The following is a 14,836-nucleotide window of genomic DNA, read 5'->3' on the forward strand; positions in this document are numbered from 1 at the left end:
CCGTCCGTCCGTACCCCCGGTCGGCGAGCTGCCGACGTGCTGTGCCAGAAACACCCAGCAGTGAGTATGAGGAGACGTTCTCTTGGTTGACGACAATCCCCACGGACGATCGCAGCTCGACGCCACCGCGCTGGCGATGCTCCGGGTCCGCCGGTTCACCAAGTTCCGGATAGCGCCCGCCGTCTACCGGGACAGCCGTCCGACACAGATCTCCGCCTGGACCGTGGGCGGAGAACCGGTGCCGTTCGCCGACGCCGTGACGCAGCGGTTCGAGCCGTTCGAGCTCGGCCGCGAGTGGGGGCGTCCGTGGGACACCACCTGGTTCGACGTCCGTGGCGAGGTGCCGGCCGACTGGGCCGAGTCGCAGGGCGCCGAACTCGTCGTGGATCTGGGCTTCACCGGCGACCAGCCGGGGTTCCAGGCCGAGGCGCTGGTGTACCGGCCGGACGGAGAGGTCGTCAAGGCGATCGAGCCGTACAACTCGTGGGTTCCGATGCCCGAGCCCGGCCCGTTCCGGCTGCTGATCGAGGCAGCCGCGAACCCCATCGTCCAGGTGCCCTACGAGTACGAGCCCACGGCGATGGGCCACAAGGCCACCGCGGGCGAACGGCCCCTGTACCGGCTCACGGACCTGTCGGTCGCCCTGCGCGACCGGCAGGTGTGGGAGCTGCTGCAGGACGTGGCCACCCTCGACGGACTGACCGACGTCCTGCCGGAGCACGGGTCGCGGCGTGCCGAGATCGTGCACGCCCTGGAGCGGATGGTCGACGTCATGGATCCCGAGGACGTGGCCGGTACGGCCGCCCGCGGCCGGGAGGTGCTCGCCCCGGTGCTGGCCGGCCGTGCGGCGGACAGCTCCCTGGTCGTGTCGGCGGTCGGCCACGCCCACATCGACTGCGCCTGGCTGTGGCCGACCCGGGAGACCGTGCGCAAGGTGGCGCGGACGTTCGCCAACGTGCTGGACCTCAGCGACCGTCACCCCGACTTCGTGTTCGCCGCCTCGTCGGCGCAGCAGTACGCGTGGCTCAAGGAGACCCAGCCGGGCCTGTTCGAGCGGGTCCGTACGGCGGTGGCCGACGGGGTCATCCGCCCGGTGGGCGGCATGTGGGTCGAGTCCGACACCAACATGCCCGGCGGTGAGGCGCTGGCCCGGCAGTTCGTGCTGGGCAAGCGCTTCTTCCTCGAGGAGTTCGGGGTGGACAGCGACGAGGTGTGGCTGCCCGACTCCTTCGGCTACACCGCGGCGATGCCGCAGATCGCCCGGGCGGCGGGCGCCCGCTACTTCCTCACCCAGAAGCCGTCCTGGAACGAGACCAACCCGATGCCGCACTCCAGCTTCCAGTGGGAAGGCATCGACGGCTCCCGGGTGTTCACCCACTTCCCGCCCGCGGAGACGTACAACTCCGACCTGGGCGCCGCGGACCTCGCACGCACCGAGCGGACGTTCCGGCAGAAGGGCAGGGCGCGGAACGTCCTCGGCCTGTACGGATGGGGCGACGGCGGTGGCGGTCCCACCCGGGAGATGCTGGCCGCGGCGGAGCGCAAGCAGGACCTGGACGGATCGCCGCGGGTGCGGCTGACGGATCCGGACAGCTTCTTCCGCGCCGCCGAGGCGGAGTTGGAAGCACCGCCGGTGTGGGTCGGTGAGATGTACCTGGAGCTGCACCGCGGCACGCTGACGTCCCAGCACCGCGGCAAGCGGGGCAACCGGCGCAGCGAGGCGCTGCTCCGGGAGGCCGAGCTGTGGGCGGCCACCGCCGCAGTCCGCCACGGCACCCCGTACCCGTACGACGCGTTGCGCCGGATCTGGGAGACGGTGCTGCTGCTGCAGTTCCACGACATCCTGCCGGGCACGTCGATCGCGTGGGTCCACGAGGACGCCGAGCGGGACTACGACCGTGTGGCCCGGGAACTGACGGCCCTGGTCGACACCGCGCTGGACGCGCTCGGCGGCGACGGGGACGGGGAGGGCGACCCGCAAGGGGAAGGCCCCCGGGTCGCCGCCAACGCCGGACCGTACCCGCGGCACGGCGTACCGGCGATGGGGATCGGCCCGGTGACCGCGCCGGCGGCGGCCGTGCCGCGGTGGGCGGACGACCGCATCGTGCTCGACGACGGGCAGCTGCACGTCGAGATGGACCGGCGCGGCACACTCGTCTCGGTGGTCGACCTGGCCGCGGACCGCGAGCTGCTCCCGCAGGGCGTCGCGGGCGGTGTCCTCCAGCTCTTCCGCGACACCCCGCGGGAGTGGGACGCGTGGGACATCAACGAGGAGGACAAGCGGAGCTGCCTCGAGCTGGTGGAGCCCGCGTCCGTCGACGTCGTGGGCGACACGGTCGTGGTGCGGCACGAGCGCGGGGACACGTCGATCGCCATGACCGTCCGGCTGGCCGACGGAAGGGTCGACTACGCCTTCGACATCGACTGGCACGAGTCGCAGAAGCTGCTCAAGCTCGCCTTCCCGCTGGACGTCCGGGCGGACCGGTCCACCTCGGAGATCCAGTTCGGTCATCTGCACCGTCCGATCCACCAGAACACCTCGTGGGACGCCGCCCGCTTCGAGACCGTCGCCCACCGGTGGATCCATGTCGGCGAGCCCGGCTACGGGGTGGCCGTCGCCAACGACGTGGTCTACGGCCACGACATCCGCACCGGGCAGGCTCCCGACGGCCGGCCGATGACGACGGCACGGCTGTCCCTGCTGCGCGCGCCGCGCTACCCCGACCCGCACGCGGACCAGGGGCGGCACGACTTCACCGTGAGCCTGCGTCCCGGCTCGATCCCCGACGCCGTCGTGGACGGGTATGCCCAGCACCTCCCGCTGCGCACCGTGCCGGGGTCCGCGACGGAGCCGCTGTTCGAGGTCACGGACCCGGCCGTCGTCGTGGAGAGCGTCAAGCTGGCGGAGGACCGCTCCGGAGACCTCGTCGTACGTCTGTACGAGGCGCACGGCAACCGGTCCCGTGCGGCGGTGCGGACCCGCTTCTCCTGGCGCGCGGCCGAGGCCACCGACCTGCTCGAGCGCGCCACGGACAGCGCGGCGGTCCGGGCGGCGACGCCCGGCAGCGAGGTCGAGGTCGAACTGCGCCCGTTCGAACTGCTCACGCTCCGATTCCGCGACCCGGCGGCCTGACAGAGCCCCCTGGCCCGCAAGAGCCCGACGAAAGGTGACTCCATGTCGGTTGACCACGAGGAACTCCCCCGACCCGAGTATCCGCGCCCGCAGTTCCGCCGTGAGCGTTGGCTGAACCTCAACGGACGGTGGGAGTTCGAGATCGACCGGTCCGACACGGGCCTGGAGCGCGGGCTCGTCGAGCGGGAGCTGGCCGGTGGGATCATGGTCCCCTTCGCCCCCGAGGCCCGGCTCTCGGGGGTCGGGGAGCAGGACTTCATGCGGGCGGTCTGGTACCGGCGCACGCTCACCGTCCCGCGGGAGTGGGACGGCGAGCGGCTGTTGCTGCACTTCGGTGCGGTCGACCACGACGCCACCGTGTGGGTGAACGGCACGGAGGTCGGGCGGCACCGGGGCGGGTTCACCGGGTTCACGGTGGACATCACCGACGCAGCCCCCGCCGGCGTGCCGGTGCCCCTGGTGGTGCGGGCCCGCGACGAGCCCACGGCTCCACAGGCCAGGGGGAAGCAGTCGGTGGCGTTCGCACCGAGTGCGGCCAAGTACAACCGCACGACCGGCATCTGGCAGACCGTCTGGATGGAGCCGGTTCCGGCGGTCGCGCTGCGCCGCCCGCGCATCACCCCGAACGTCGCGGCCGGGGCGTTCGACGTGGAGGTGCCGCTCTCCGCGAACCTGCCCGGCGCCACCGTGCACGTCCGCGTCGGCGACGCCGCCGGCGACGTGCTGAGCGGCACCGTCCGCGCCGATCTCGACCTCAGCCCGCGACTGAGCCTGGTGCTGCCGGCGGACCGCGTCCGGCTGTGGTCGCCCGAGGATCCTCATCTGTACGACGTCCACTTCGAGTTGCGGGACTCCGGCGGGCGGGTCGTCGACAGCGTCGAGTCGTACGCCGGTCTGCGCGGCATCGCCGTCACCGGCAAGCAGATCCGGATCAACGGGGACGTCGTCTTCCAGCGGCTGGTCCTCGACCAGGGCTACTACCCCGACGGACTGATGACCGCGCCCAGCGACGCCGACCTGGTCCGGGACATCGAACTGGGCCTGGCGGCAGGCTTCAACGGGGCGCGGCTGCACCAGAAGGTCTTCGAGGAGCGCTACCTCTACCATGCCGACCGTCTCGGCTACCTGGTCTGGGGCGAGTTCGGCGACTGGGGCTGCAACTCCTGGCAGGGACAGTCCACCAACCAGGAACCGGACGCCTCGTACGTACAGGAGTGGCTGGAGGTGCTGGAGCGGGACCACTCGCACCCGGCGGTCATCGGCTGGTGCCCGATGAACGAGACCTGGCAGGACTACGGCGACCGGATCACCGCGCTCGACGACGTGATGCGCGCGATGTTCCTGGCCACCAAGGCGCACGACACCTCGCGCCCGGTGCTCGACACGTCCGGCTACGCGCACCGGATCCCGGAGTCCGACGTGTTCGACAGCCACGACTACGAACAGGATCCGGCGGCCTTCGCGGAGAACCACCGTCCGCTCAGCGACGGCGACCCGTATGTGAACCGGTCCGACACCACCGGCGAGTCGTGGTCCATCGGCTACCGCGGGCAGCCGTTCTTCGTCAGCGAGTTCGGCGGCATCTGGTGGAATCCGGCCGAGGTCGGCCGCCCGCAGTCGGCCACCGGTTCGTGGGGTTACGGCGAACGGGTGCGCAGTGTCGAGGAGTTCCACGCCCGTTTCGAAGGGCTGGTGAGCGCCCTGCTCGACCACCCGGACATGTTCGGCTACTGCTACACGCAGTTGACCGACGTCTTCCAGGAACAGAACGGGCTGTTCGGCTTCGACCGCTCGCCGAAGTTCGACATCGAGCCCATCCGCCGGGCGCAGCTCCGGCCGGCCGCCATCGAGACGAACGCACGGCGGCAGGACGCGCGGGGGCCTCGCACGGAGGGGCCCTGACCGTCTGCGGCATCACGGGAGAGGCGCGCCGCTCCGCGGCGCGTGGCCGACGGTGACGGCACCGCGGAAGCCGTCCGGCGAGAGTGTCGCCATCGCGTCGAGCGACGCGTCGGGAACGGGCAGCAGGTGGGCATCGACCCAGGTGTCCCCGGCTGACGCGTTGGCCCACGGGTCCTCGACGACGACGGCGCCGGGTACGGTGCCGTGGCACAGCACCCAGTGCGGGACGTCGAAGCCCTGCATCCCGGCGAGCGAGATCAGCAGCAGCACGTGCTCCCGTCGGCCTGCCGCGCTCCGGATCCCGGTCATGGGGAGGTGGTGCGGGTCGACCGGGACACCGATGTGTTCGGCCTGCGTACGCGACGCCCGCTGGAGCAGGGCACGCCATGCCTGTTCGTCCTCGGGGTAGTGGTCGAGCAGGACGGGCCGGTCCACGTCGAGGTGGACCGTGACGGGAGCCGACGGCCACGCCCGGCGCACGGCGACGCCCAGTCCGACGGGCTCGCACGCGGGGAAGTTGGTCGCGTCGCGCCACAGGGTCAGCTCCGCCTCCCGGTCGAGCGCCTCCCGCGGCAGCGTCCCCGCGTGCGCCGCCGCGGCCAGGGCGGTGACGGCGCCGCAGGTGAAGTGTGTCGTCTGCCCGTAGTAGGGAGGCGCGCTCACCGTGCCGCCCCGCAGCCAGCGGACGTAGCCGGTGTCCGGCCCCGCAGCGTGCGCGGTGGGCGTGAGCGGAGGGCTCAGCGGATCGAAGCCCACGGCCGCGGCGTCCTCCGGACTCGCCGTCCATCCTTCCCACTTGACCTGCGCGAGCCCCTGGCGGCGTGCGTGGGCGAGGACGGCCAGGGCGGCTGCCCGGACGTCGCCGCATGCGTCGACGATCTTCAGGTAGGCCGTGTGCGGGCGAGCCGTCACGAGCGCCGCCGCGGTCCACTCCGCGCCGTCGTCACCCGTGACGGCCACGATCCGAGGGGTGTGCGCGGAGCGGTTGACCGCCCGCCAGCGATCCAGCACCTCAGGGTGACGGTGCCCCAGCCGCCCCCACGGGGCCGGAGACGTGCCGGGGGCGAACGGGACGACGGTGCTGCGCACGGGCGCTTCCTTCCGGGGCGGTGTCCGAGTGCTTCTGCGAGTGGGCTGTGGGCCGGTGGCGGACTCGGGCAGGCGCCGTCGGTCGGGCACGGGCGGATCCGGACGGCCGTGCCGGGCGGTGGGCGCGCGGCAGGTCGTCCGTCATGCGCGGGACCGCCTGAGCACCCAGACGAAGTAGGGCGCACCGACCAGCGCGATCATGAGGCCCGCCGGAATCTGGGCCGGTGCGACGAGTGTGCGCCCGAGGGCATCGGCCACGCAGACCAGCACCGCGCCGAGCAGCATGGCGACCGGGACGGCGCGGCCGTGCCGGGCCCCCACCAGTGACCGGGCGAGGTGCGGGGCGACGAGTCCCACGAAACCGACGACGCCGACGGCGACCACGCTGAGCGCCGCGAGCACCGCCGCGATCCCGAGGGCGACGAAGCGCGTGCGGGCGACCCTGACGCCGACGATGCGCGGGGTGTCCTCGTCGACGGCGAGCAGGTCGAGCCGGGCGCGCAGGGCGAACAGCACGGGCAGTGCGAGCAGCAGGGCCACCGCGACCGGGACGACGTCGGGCAGGGTGCGGCCGTAGGTCGTGCCGGAGAGCCAGGTGAAGATGCGGGGGGTGTTGTACGGGTCGGCGCGCAGGAGGAGGAAGGTGGTGACGGAGCTGATTCCGTACCCGCAGCCGATGCCGATCAGTACGAACCGGTCCGGCAGGAAGCCGCCGCGCCACGAGAGCAGGGCGATCATCGCGAACGTGGCGAGCCCCGCCGCGACGGCCACGGCGACGAGGACCGGCCGGCCGCCGGGCATCCCGGCCGTGACGACGCCCGCCGCTCCCAGGCCGGCACCCGCGGTGATGCCGAGCACTCCGGGCTCCGCGAGCGGGTTGCGCACCGCGCCCTGCACGACGCATCCGGCCAGTCCGAGCGCCGCGCCGGCGAGCACCGCGGCGGTCACCCGCGGGACCCGGTCGTCGAGCGCCTGGCCGATCAGGTCCGGCGCGGTGCCCTCCGCCCAGAGCGCGATGTCCCCGTTCCGCAACCAGAGACTGCCCGCCAGCACGGCCGTGACGGCCGCCACGGCCAGGAGTGCCACCGCCCCGCACACCACGAGGAGGAACGCACGGCGGGAGCGTGCGGCGACCCGCGCGTGCGGTGGTCTCGCGACCTGCCCCGTGTCCCGCAGACGCAGCGCGAGGACCACGATCACGACGGAGCCGAGCAGCGCGGTCGGTACACCGGTGGGGATGGAGGCGGCCCCGTCCGCGCCCTGCACCGCGCGCAGGACCGCGTCCGCGAGCAGGATGAGCAGCGCGCCGAGCAGCCCGGCCGCGGGCACCGAGTACAGGTGCCGGCGCAACGCCCGGACCCGTCCCGCGATCAGGCGCACCAGGACGGGGGCCCCGAGGCCGACGAAGGAGATCGGGCCGGCGAGCGTCACCGCCATGCCGGTCAGCAGCACCCCGCAGAGCACCGCGGTCACCCGGGTGGTCCGGACCGGCACGCCGAGACCGGCCGCGGTGTCGTCGCCGAGACTCATCACGTCCAGCCGCCGGGACAGTGCCAGGGCGAGGCACAGCACGGCCACGAGGAGGGGCCAGGCGCGTACCGAGGCGTCGATGTTCAACTGCGCGAGCGAGCCGCTCCCCCAGGCGAAGAGACCGGTCGTGTTCTGGTCGAACAGGATGAGGACCGCTCCGGTCGCCGCGTCCAGGGCCATCGCCGTCGCCGATCCGGCGAGGATCAGCCGGGTGCCCGTGGTGCCCGCGGCCCGGCCCGCCAGCAGCAGCACCAGCGCGGCCGCGACCAGGCCGCCGGCGAAGGCGACGGCGCCCGAGGCCCACAGCGGGACGGCGAGCCCGAGGGCCGCGACGGCGGTCAGGGTGAAGTAGGCCCCGGCCGTGACCGCGAGGGTGTCGGGTGAGGCCAGTGCGTTGCGTGTGACGGACTGCAGCAGCGCCCCCGCCGTGCCGAGGGCGAAACCGACCGCCACGCCCGCGAGCAGGCGCGGCAGGCGCGAGCCGATGAGGATCTCGGCGACCGGCGCCCCGCCGCCGTGCTCGCGTTCCCCGGCGAAATGGCGCACCAGGTCACCGGCGCCGACGTGCGAGGTCCCCTGCGTCAGATGCCACATGCCCACGAGGGCGATGACGACGGTCAGGGCGACGAGGACGGCGACCCCGCCGGGCCCGCTGCCGCCCCCGTGCCGCGACGGCGGGTCCGCCCGGGGCGCCGTCGCCCCGGGCGCGCCCTCTTCTCCCGGCGTGCTCACGTGCTGCGACGTACTCACGTGCTGCGGCGTGCTCACTTCGTGCGACGTGTTCACTTCTTGTCGAGCACGTCGACGTACGCGTCGATCGCCTGCGCGCAGGAGCGCGGTCCGCCGGCGCCCCACACCCGTGCCGGGAACGAGTGCGCGCGGCCCTCCTTCACGGCCGGGAGGGTCTTCCAGATCGGGTTCTTCTGCAACGCCTCGACGTAGCCGCCGGCTCCTTCGTCGTTGGCGTAGAAGAGATTGGCGTCGCCCACCGCGGTGAGTCCTTCGACGTCGGTCTGGGCGAGGCCGTAGGAGGGGTCGACGCCTCCGTCCCCGTGGTCCTTGTTGACGGCGTCGGTCCACGCGGGCTTCATGCCGAGTTCCTTGCCTATCTCGGTGAACAGTGCCCCGTCGCTGTAGGGGCGGACGGTGAGGTTGCCGCCCTGCAGCCATCCGTCGAAGAAGAGGAACTCCTTCGTGGGCAGACCGGCGTCGGCGACCCGCTGCTTCGCGCTCGCGAGGTGCTCGTCGAACTCCTCCAGCACCTGCTCGGCCCGCTCGGTGCGGCCCGTCGCCTTGCCGATCATGCCGAACACGTCCCGCATGTTCCCGATCGGGTCGTCCGGGTCCGCGCCCTTGGTCGCCATCACGGGAACGCCTCGCTTCTCCAGCTGGGCGATGGTCTCGTCGTCGGCGTCGAACGCCTCCACGACGACGAGGTCCGGCTCGGCCGCGTAGAGGGTGTCGAGGTCGGGCTCCTCGCGGGTGCCGATGTCGGTCACCCCGCTGGGGAGTTGCTCCGCGCTGACCCAGGTGCTGTACCCCTTCGCGTCGGAGACGGCGGTGGGGGTGACGCACAGGGTCAGCGCGTCCTCGACCTGCTGCCATTCCAGGACCGCGATCCGCTGGGCGGGCTTGTCGAGCTTCACCTGCCGCCCCACGCCGTCCTTGAAGGAGACCGGAGCCGTGGAGGTGGCCGTGGTGTCCGACGCGCAGTCCTTCGACGCGGGCGACGCGTCGGCGCTGCCGCCGGCCTCGGGCTTGTCGACGTCGGTCGTGCCGCATGCCGCTGCGGCGAGGAGGACGAGCCCCGTGGAGGCTGACGCCGCCAGGCGACGGACACGGTTCATGAAGGGTTCCTCTTTCGTGTGACGTGGTTGCGCATGTGACGTGGCTGCGGTGGTGCGAGGGGGTCCGCGTCAGGCGGGATGCCGGCCGACGGGATCGATGCGGAGCCGGCCGGTGCGGGGATCCACGCCGACCTCGACCCGGATGTCGTACACCTCGCCGATGTTCTCGGCGGTGAGGACATCGGCGGGCGCGCCCGCCGCGTGCACGTGGCCGGAGCGCATCAGGACCAGCGTGTCCGCGACCCGGGACGCCTGGTCGAGGTCGTGCAGCACGATCCCGACCGCGATGCCGTGGTCCTCGACGAGGTCGCGCACCAGGTCGAGGGTTTCGATCTGGTAGCGCAGGTCCAGGTGGTTGGTCGGTTCGTCGAGCAGGACGACGCCGGTGTCCTGGGCCAGGCAGGCGGCGAGCCAGACACGCTGCAGCTCGCCGCCGGAGAGTTCCCCGACGAGGCGGCCGGCCATGTCCCGTACGCCGGTGATCCCCATGGCCCGGTCGACGGCGGTGCGGTCCTCGGTGGCCGGTCCTGCGAAGCCACGGCGGTAGGGGTGGCGGCCGAACGCCACGACCTCCTCGACGGTCAGTCCCTGGGGCGCGGGCCGCGACTGGGAGAACAGCGTGACCTCACGGGCGAACTGGCGGGCGCTGAGCAGAGCCGTGTCGCGCTCGGGCCGGCCGTCGGGGGCACCGAGCGTCACTCGGCCGCCGTCCACCCGGTGCAGTCGGGAGAGTGCGCGCAGGAGTGTGGACTTCCCGCTGCCGTTCGGCCCCACCAGGGCGGTCACCCGTCCGGGCGCCAGGTCGATCGAGACGCCGTGGACGACCGCCCGGCCGTCGTACCGCAGCACCAGGTCGTACCCGTTGAGGGCGGCGGACGGTGCGGCGGGGTCGGCAGGCGGGCGAGCGGCGCGCCGAAGGGGGCGTAGGAACATCGATGAGTCCGGGGTGGGGAGAGGGGCGGGGACTGCGGCACCCTCCGTCCGGTTTCACCGGGCGCGCCGCGTGCTCCTCCGCGCGCGGGCAGCCCCGTTCACGTCGAGCAACAACTAAGGGTTACCTAACTCCGAGAAGGCTATATTCCGCTCGTCGGGTCCACAATCAGGAGTTCTCGACACGCGATACGGGATTCGGGACATCCCCGGAGCCGTAGGCGGCGCCGAGGAACGCGCCGGGCGTGCTGCCCATGACCCGCCGGAAGGCGGCGATGAACGAGCTGGGCTGTGCGTAGCCGAGCACCTCGGAGACCGTCGTCACCTCGAAGCCCTCGGAGAGGAGGGTCAGCGCCCGGTGCACCCGGAGCATCTGGCGCCACTGTGCGAAGGAGAGACCCGTCGCCCGCCGGAACGCGCGGGTGATGGTGCGGTCGCTGATCCCCAGCCGCAGGGCCCACTCCTCCAGCGAACGGCAGTCGGCGGGATCATCCAGCAGGGCTTCGGCGATCGCGTCGATCCGGGTGTCGTTGGGCAGTTGCAGCGCGAACTGGCGCTCGGCCGGCCGGAGTACGTCGAACACGACCGCCTCCGCCCGTGCCCGGGCAGCCGGGTCGAGATCCGTACGGGCCAGATGGGTCAGCAGGGACTCGAGCAACGGCGTCATCGCGATCGCCTTCGGTTCCCCGAACGCGAACGGCATGCGGTCGGGAGCGAAGAAGGCGTCGTGGAAGCGCGCCCCGGCCGTGGCCCGGCCCCCGTGCACCACTCCGGCGGGCATCCACAGCCCGTACCCCTCGGACACGGTGAAGACCCGGTCCGCCACGCGTGACGTCAGCGTTCCCCCGCGTACCCAGACCAGCTCGTGCGAGGGGTGCGAGTGCGGTGCCCACTCGGTCGGGACGCGGGGAATCCGGAACCCGGCGGTGATGACGAACGGGGCAGTCGCCCGTTCCGGAAGCGCCACCGTCCGGCGCACCACGGTGCCCGCCTCGCGTCGCCACGTCCCGGGGCTCGCCTCACCACGGGACGGTCGAACCATGCGGGCGAGTCCATCCGGGGCCGGGGCGGGCCCGTCCGGTACGGCGTCGCGGTCGCGGCCGCCTCCCATCAGGTCAGCAGGTGCCGCGTGTGGGAGAGGCGGCGGGACGCGGCCAGCAGGGCGTGAATCTGCGGGCCGACGTGGTCGATGTGGCGCACGGTCTTGTGGAAGGGCAGCCGGACGTCGCGGTGGCCCGTCGCGTGTTCGAGCCGCAGCGTCAGTCCGTGGCGGTCGATGCCCACCGGGACCACCCGCCGCACCGCCCTGCCCGGCAGGGGGTGCACCAGGCGCAGGAGCAGGGGGACGAGTTCGGGGTGGTCGTCGACGAGGTGGGTGAGCAGGCCCGCCTCGCTGGTCGCCAGGGGGTCGAGGTCGGCCGCCTCGAGTTCCGCGAGGGACACGAAGGTACGCCCGGAGGCGTCCTCGAGAACGCACTGGCCGAACTCCATGCAGGTGCTCTCGGCGGAGTCCGGGTCGTACGGCGCGGCCAGCAGCCCGGTCAGGGTGACGCGGGCGCGCAGGCGGTCGCGTACGGGGGTCGGGGCGATGTCGGTGAGTTCCAGCCGGACCGGCACCCGCCCGGCCGGCGGGGCACCGCGCCCCTCGAACGGGGCGTGCAGATGGACGTGGCCCATCACCCCGGAGCCGTCGAGGTGCTGGACCTCGGTGTGCCGCCCGTCGGTGACCACGGTCATCGAGTGGGCGGCGGCCAGGACCGAACGGGCGCGTTCGGCGACTGTCGGCGTGTCTCCGTGCACGGGGGTGCGACGCATCCGACGTCCTCCCGGAGGTCAGTGGGTTAGGTTTGCCTAACCTAACCCATCTGGCTCTCGTTGTCAGGCCGGGAACGCCGGCGCGACGCGAAAGGCACGGGCGCCCGTCGCCGTCCGTCCGGGAAGCACGGACGTCGGCGATCCCCATGGCGTTCTCCACGTGACCTTCGGTGCCGCAAGGTCGATACTGCCGACAGCGACACTCCGGCCGAGATCCTTCGGACCGTCCGCACCACCGCCCGACCCGTCACCAAAGTCAGCACCACGTCAGCGTCAGCACCGTCGAAGCTCGCTCCGGACCGTCCCGGAACGCCAGGATCAGGAACCGCTCGCCCCACTGTGACCAGCGCATCCGCAGGTCCCGGACTCGCCCGACGCCCTTCCCAGGAGGTACCCATGAGGATGCTCATCAACGTTCCCGAGACCGTCGTCGCGGATGCGTTGCGCGGTATGGCCGCCGCACACCCCGAGCTGACGGTGGACGTCGAGAACAGGGTGGTCGTGCGGGGTGACGCGCCCGTGGCGGGGCAGGTGGCCCTGGTGTCGGGCGGCGGTTCCGGGCACGAGCCCCTGCACGGCGGGTTCGTGGGGCCCGGGATGCTGGCGGCGGCCTGTCCCGGTGAGGTGTTCACCTCCCCGGTGCCGGACCAGATGGTGCGGGCGGCGGCGGCCGTGGACAGCGGGGCCGGGGTACTGTTCGTCGTCAAGAACTACACCGGTGACGTGCTCAACTTCGACATGGCCGCCGAACTGGCCGAGGACGAGGGCATCCGGGTCGCGAAGGTCCTGGTCAACGACGACGTGGCGGTCACCGACAGCCTCTACACGGCCGGCCGGCGCGGGACGGGCGCGACGCTGTTCGTCGAGAAGATCGCCGGCGCCGCGGCGCGGGAGGGGCGTCCGCTGGAGCAGGTCGAGGCGCTCGCCCGCCGGGTCAACGAGAGTTCCCGCAGTTTCGGCGTCGCGCTCAGTGCCGTCACCACGCCCGCCAAGGGCAGTCCCACCTTCGACCTGCCCGCCGGGGAGCTGGAGCTGGGCATCGGCATCCACGGGGAGCCCGGCCGGGAGCGGCGTCCCATGATGACCTCGGGCGAGATCGCCGAGGCCGCCGTGGACGCCGTCCTGACGGACCTCGCCCCGCGCAACCCGGTGCTGGTCCTGGTCAACGGCATGGGAGCGACGCCGCTCCTCGAGCTGTACGGGTTCAACGCGGAGGTGCAGCGCGTGCTCGGCGAGCGCGGTGTCGCCGTCGCCCGCACCCTCGTCGGCAACTACGTCACCTCGCTGGACATGGCGGGTGCCTCGGTCACGCTCTGCGAGATCGACGAGGAGCTGCTCGGGCTGTGGGACGCGCCGGTCCGGACGCCGGGACTGCGGTGGGGCATGTGAGGGCCGTGGACGGGGAGGGAAACGCCGACATACCTACCAGGCAAGGAGATCCCGTGCTCGACGCCGACTTCTTCCGCCGCTGGATGACGGCGGCCGCCGCTTCGGTCGACCGTGAGGCGGACCGGCTCACCGCCCTCGACTCGCCGATCGGCGACGCCGACCACGGCAGCAACCTCCAGCGGGGTTTCGCCGCCGTGGCCGCCACGCTGGAGAAGGAGGCACCCGGCACCCCCGGCGCGGTCCTGGTCCTCGCCGGGCGGCAGCTCATCTCCACGGTCGGCGGTGCCTCGGGACCGCTGTACGGGACGCTCCTGCGCCGTACCGGCAAGGCGCTCGGTGACGGCGCGGAGGTGAGCAGGGAGCAGCTGGCCGAGGCGTTGCGGACGGGTGTGGACGCCGTCCGGACGCTCGGCGGTGCCGCTCCCGGCGACAAGACGATGATCGACGCGCTCGTGCCGGCCGTGGACGCGCTCGGCGACTCCTTCGCAGCGGCGCGCGCGGCGGCCGGGGAAGGAGCCGCCGCGACCACGCCGTTGCAGGCCCGCAAGGGCAGGGCGAGCTACCTCGGCGAGCGCAGCATCGGGCACCAGGACCCCGGGGCCACATCGGCGGCCCTGCTCGTCGCCGCGTTGGAGGAGGCTGCCGGTGAGTGACGGGAAGCTGGTCGGGATCGTGCTGGTGTCGCACAGTGCCGAGGTCGCCGCGTCCGTGGCGGAGCTGGCGAAGGCGCTGTCGGGCGGTGGCGGGGCGGTGCCCGTCGCCCCGGCGGGCGGGACGGCGTCCGGCGAGTTCGGCACCAGCGCCGAACTGGTGGCCCGGGCCGCGGCGTCCGTGGACCGGGGCGCGGGTGTCGCGGTCCTCACCGACCTGGGCAGTGCCGTGCTGACCGTCAAGGCGCTGCTCGCCGAGGGGGACGAACTGCCGGAGCCCACCCGTCTGGTGGACGCGCCCTTCGTCGAGGGAGCGGTGGCCGCGGTCGTCACGGCCTCGACCGGTGCCGACCTCGCGGCGGTGGAGGCGGCGGCCGCGGAGGCGTACTCCTACCGGAAGGTCTGACGCGCGTCCGGGGCCCGGTTCCGGTTCCTCACGGGCGCCGGGTGTGGCAGTACCGCGCCCGGGGCGCCCGCGAGGCGGGGGGTCCGCCCGGGACCGCCGGTCGGCGGATGCGGCCGCCGCCGCGGCGGCGGGGGCGGGATGGGGG

At 73.0% G+C, this 14,836-nt stretch carries 11 protein-coding genes; 5 read left to right on the top strand and 6 right to left on the bottom strand.

Features of this window, described 5'->3' with window-relative positions; genetic code table 11:
• Window positions 1–136: 136 nt before the first annotated feature.
• Together HZS56_RS11480 and HZS56_RS11485 are read left to right on the top strand one after the other, a co-directional pair.
• Window positions 137–3,133, top strand: coding sequence for an alpha-mannosidase (locus tag HZS56_RS11480; protein WP_216720656.1), 2,997 nt, complete (start codon window positions 137–139; stop codon window positions 3,131–3,133).
• Between the two features lie 42 nt (window positions 3,134–3,175).
• Window positions 3,176–5,035: a glycoside hydrolase family 2 protein gene (locus HZS56_RS11485; protein WP_216720644.1), complete on the top strand. Its 1,860-nt coding sequence runs from the start codon at window positions 3,176–3,178 to the stop codon at window positions 5,033–5,035.
• Between the two features lie 12 nt (window positions 5,036–5,047).
• Here HZS56_RS11485 and HZS56_RS11490 read toward each other — a convergent pair whose 3' ends face one another.
• From HZS56_RS11490 to HZS56_RS11515, 6 genes are all read right to left on the bottom strand, one after another.
• On the bottom strand, window positions 5,048–6,124 hold the full coding sequence (locus tag HZS56_RS11490; protein ID WP_216720645.1) for a peptidase C39 family protein: 1,077 nt from the start codon (window positions 6,122–6,124) through the stop codon (window positions 5,048–5,050).
• A gap of 141 nt (window positions 6,125–6,265) precedes the next feature.
• Window positions 6,266–8,386: an iron ABC transporter permease gene (locus HZS56_RS11495; protein ID WP_216720646.1), complete on the bottom strand. Its 2,121-nt coding sequence runs from the start codon at window positions 8,384–8,386 to the stop codon at window positions 6,266–6,268.
• 50 nt (window positions 8,387–8,436) lie between these two features.
• On the bottom strand, window positions 8,437–9,501 hold the full coding sequence (locus HZS56_RS11500) for an iron-siderophore ABC transporter substrate-binding protein (protein ID WP_216720647.1): 1,065 nt from the start codon (window positions 9,499–9,501) through the stop codon (window positions 8,437–8,439).
• Window positions 9,502–9,570: 69 nt separating this feature from the next.
• On the bottom strand, window positions 9,571–10,434 hold the full coding sequence (locus tag HZS56_RS11505) for an ABC transporter ATP-binding protein (RefSeq protein ID WP_216720648.1): 864 nt from the start codon (window positions 10,432–10,434) through the stop codon (window positions 9,571–9,573).
• 166 nt (window positions 10,435–10,600) lie between these two features.
• Window positions 10,601–11,473, bottom strand: a complete 873-nt coding sequence (locus tag HZS56_RS11510) for a helix-turn-helix domain-containing protein (protein WP_216720649.1) — start codon at window positions 11,471–11,473, stop codon at window positions 10,601–10,603.
• Between the two features lie 68 nt (window positions 11,474–11,541).
• On the bottom strand, window positions 11,542–12,246 hold the full coding sequence (locus HZS56_RS11515; RefSeq protein WP_216720650.1) for a DUF2470 domain-containing protein: 705 nt from the start codon (window positions 12,244–12,246) through the stop codon (window positions 11,542–11,544).
• Between the two features lie 396 nt (window positions 12,247–12,642).
• On the opposite strand from HZS56_RS11515, the gene dhaK reads away from it, so the two are divergent.
• From dhaK to HZS56_RS11530, 3 genes are read left to right on the top strand one after another with little or no spacing between them, the layout of a single operon-like run.
• A complete protein-coding gene (gene dhaK / locus HZS56_RS11520) occupies window positions 12,643–13,635 on the top strand; it encodes a dihydroxyacetone kinase subunit DhaK (protein WP_216720651.1) in 993 nt (330 codons plus the stop codon).
• A gap of 53 nt (window positions 13,636–13,688) precedes the next feature.
• Window positions 13,689–14,288: a dihydroxyacetone kinase subunit DhaL gene (dhaL, locus tag HZS56_RS11525; RefSeq protein WP_216720652.1), complete on the top strand. Its 600-nt coding sequence runs from the start codon at window positions 13,689–13,691 to the stop codon at window positions 14,286–14,288.
• Window positions 14,281–14,691, top strand: a complete 411-nt coding sequence (locus HZS56_RS11530; protein ID WP_216720653.1) for a PTS-dependent dihydroxyacetone kinase phosphotransferase subunit DhaM — start codon at window positions 14,281–14,283, stop codon at window positions 14,689–14,691. Before dhaL ends, HZS56_RS11530 begins: the two co-directional genes overlap by 8 nt.
• The last annotated feature ends 145 nt before the right edge of the window (window positions 14,692–14,836 follow it).

This window comes from Streptomyces mayonensis, assembly GCF_018982965.1.
Lineage (GTDB): Bacteria > Actinomycetota > Actinomycetes > Streptomycetales > Streptomycetaceae > Streptomyces > Streptomyces mayonensis.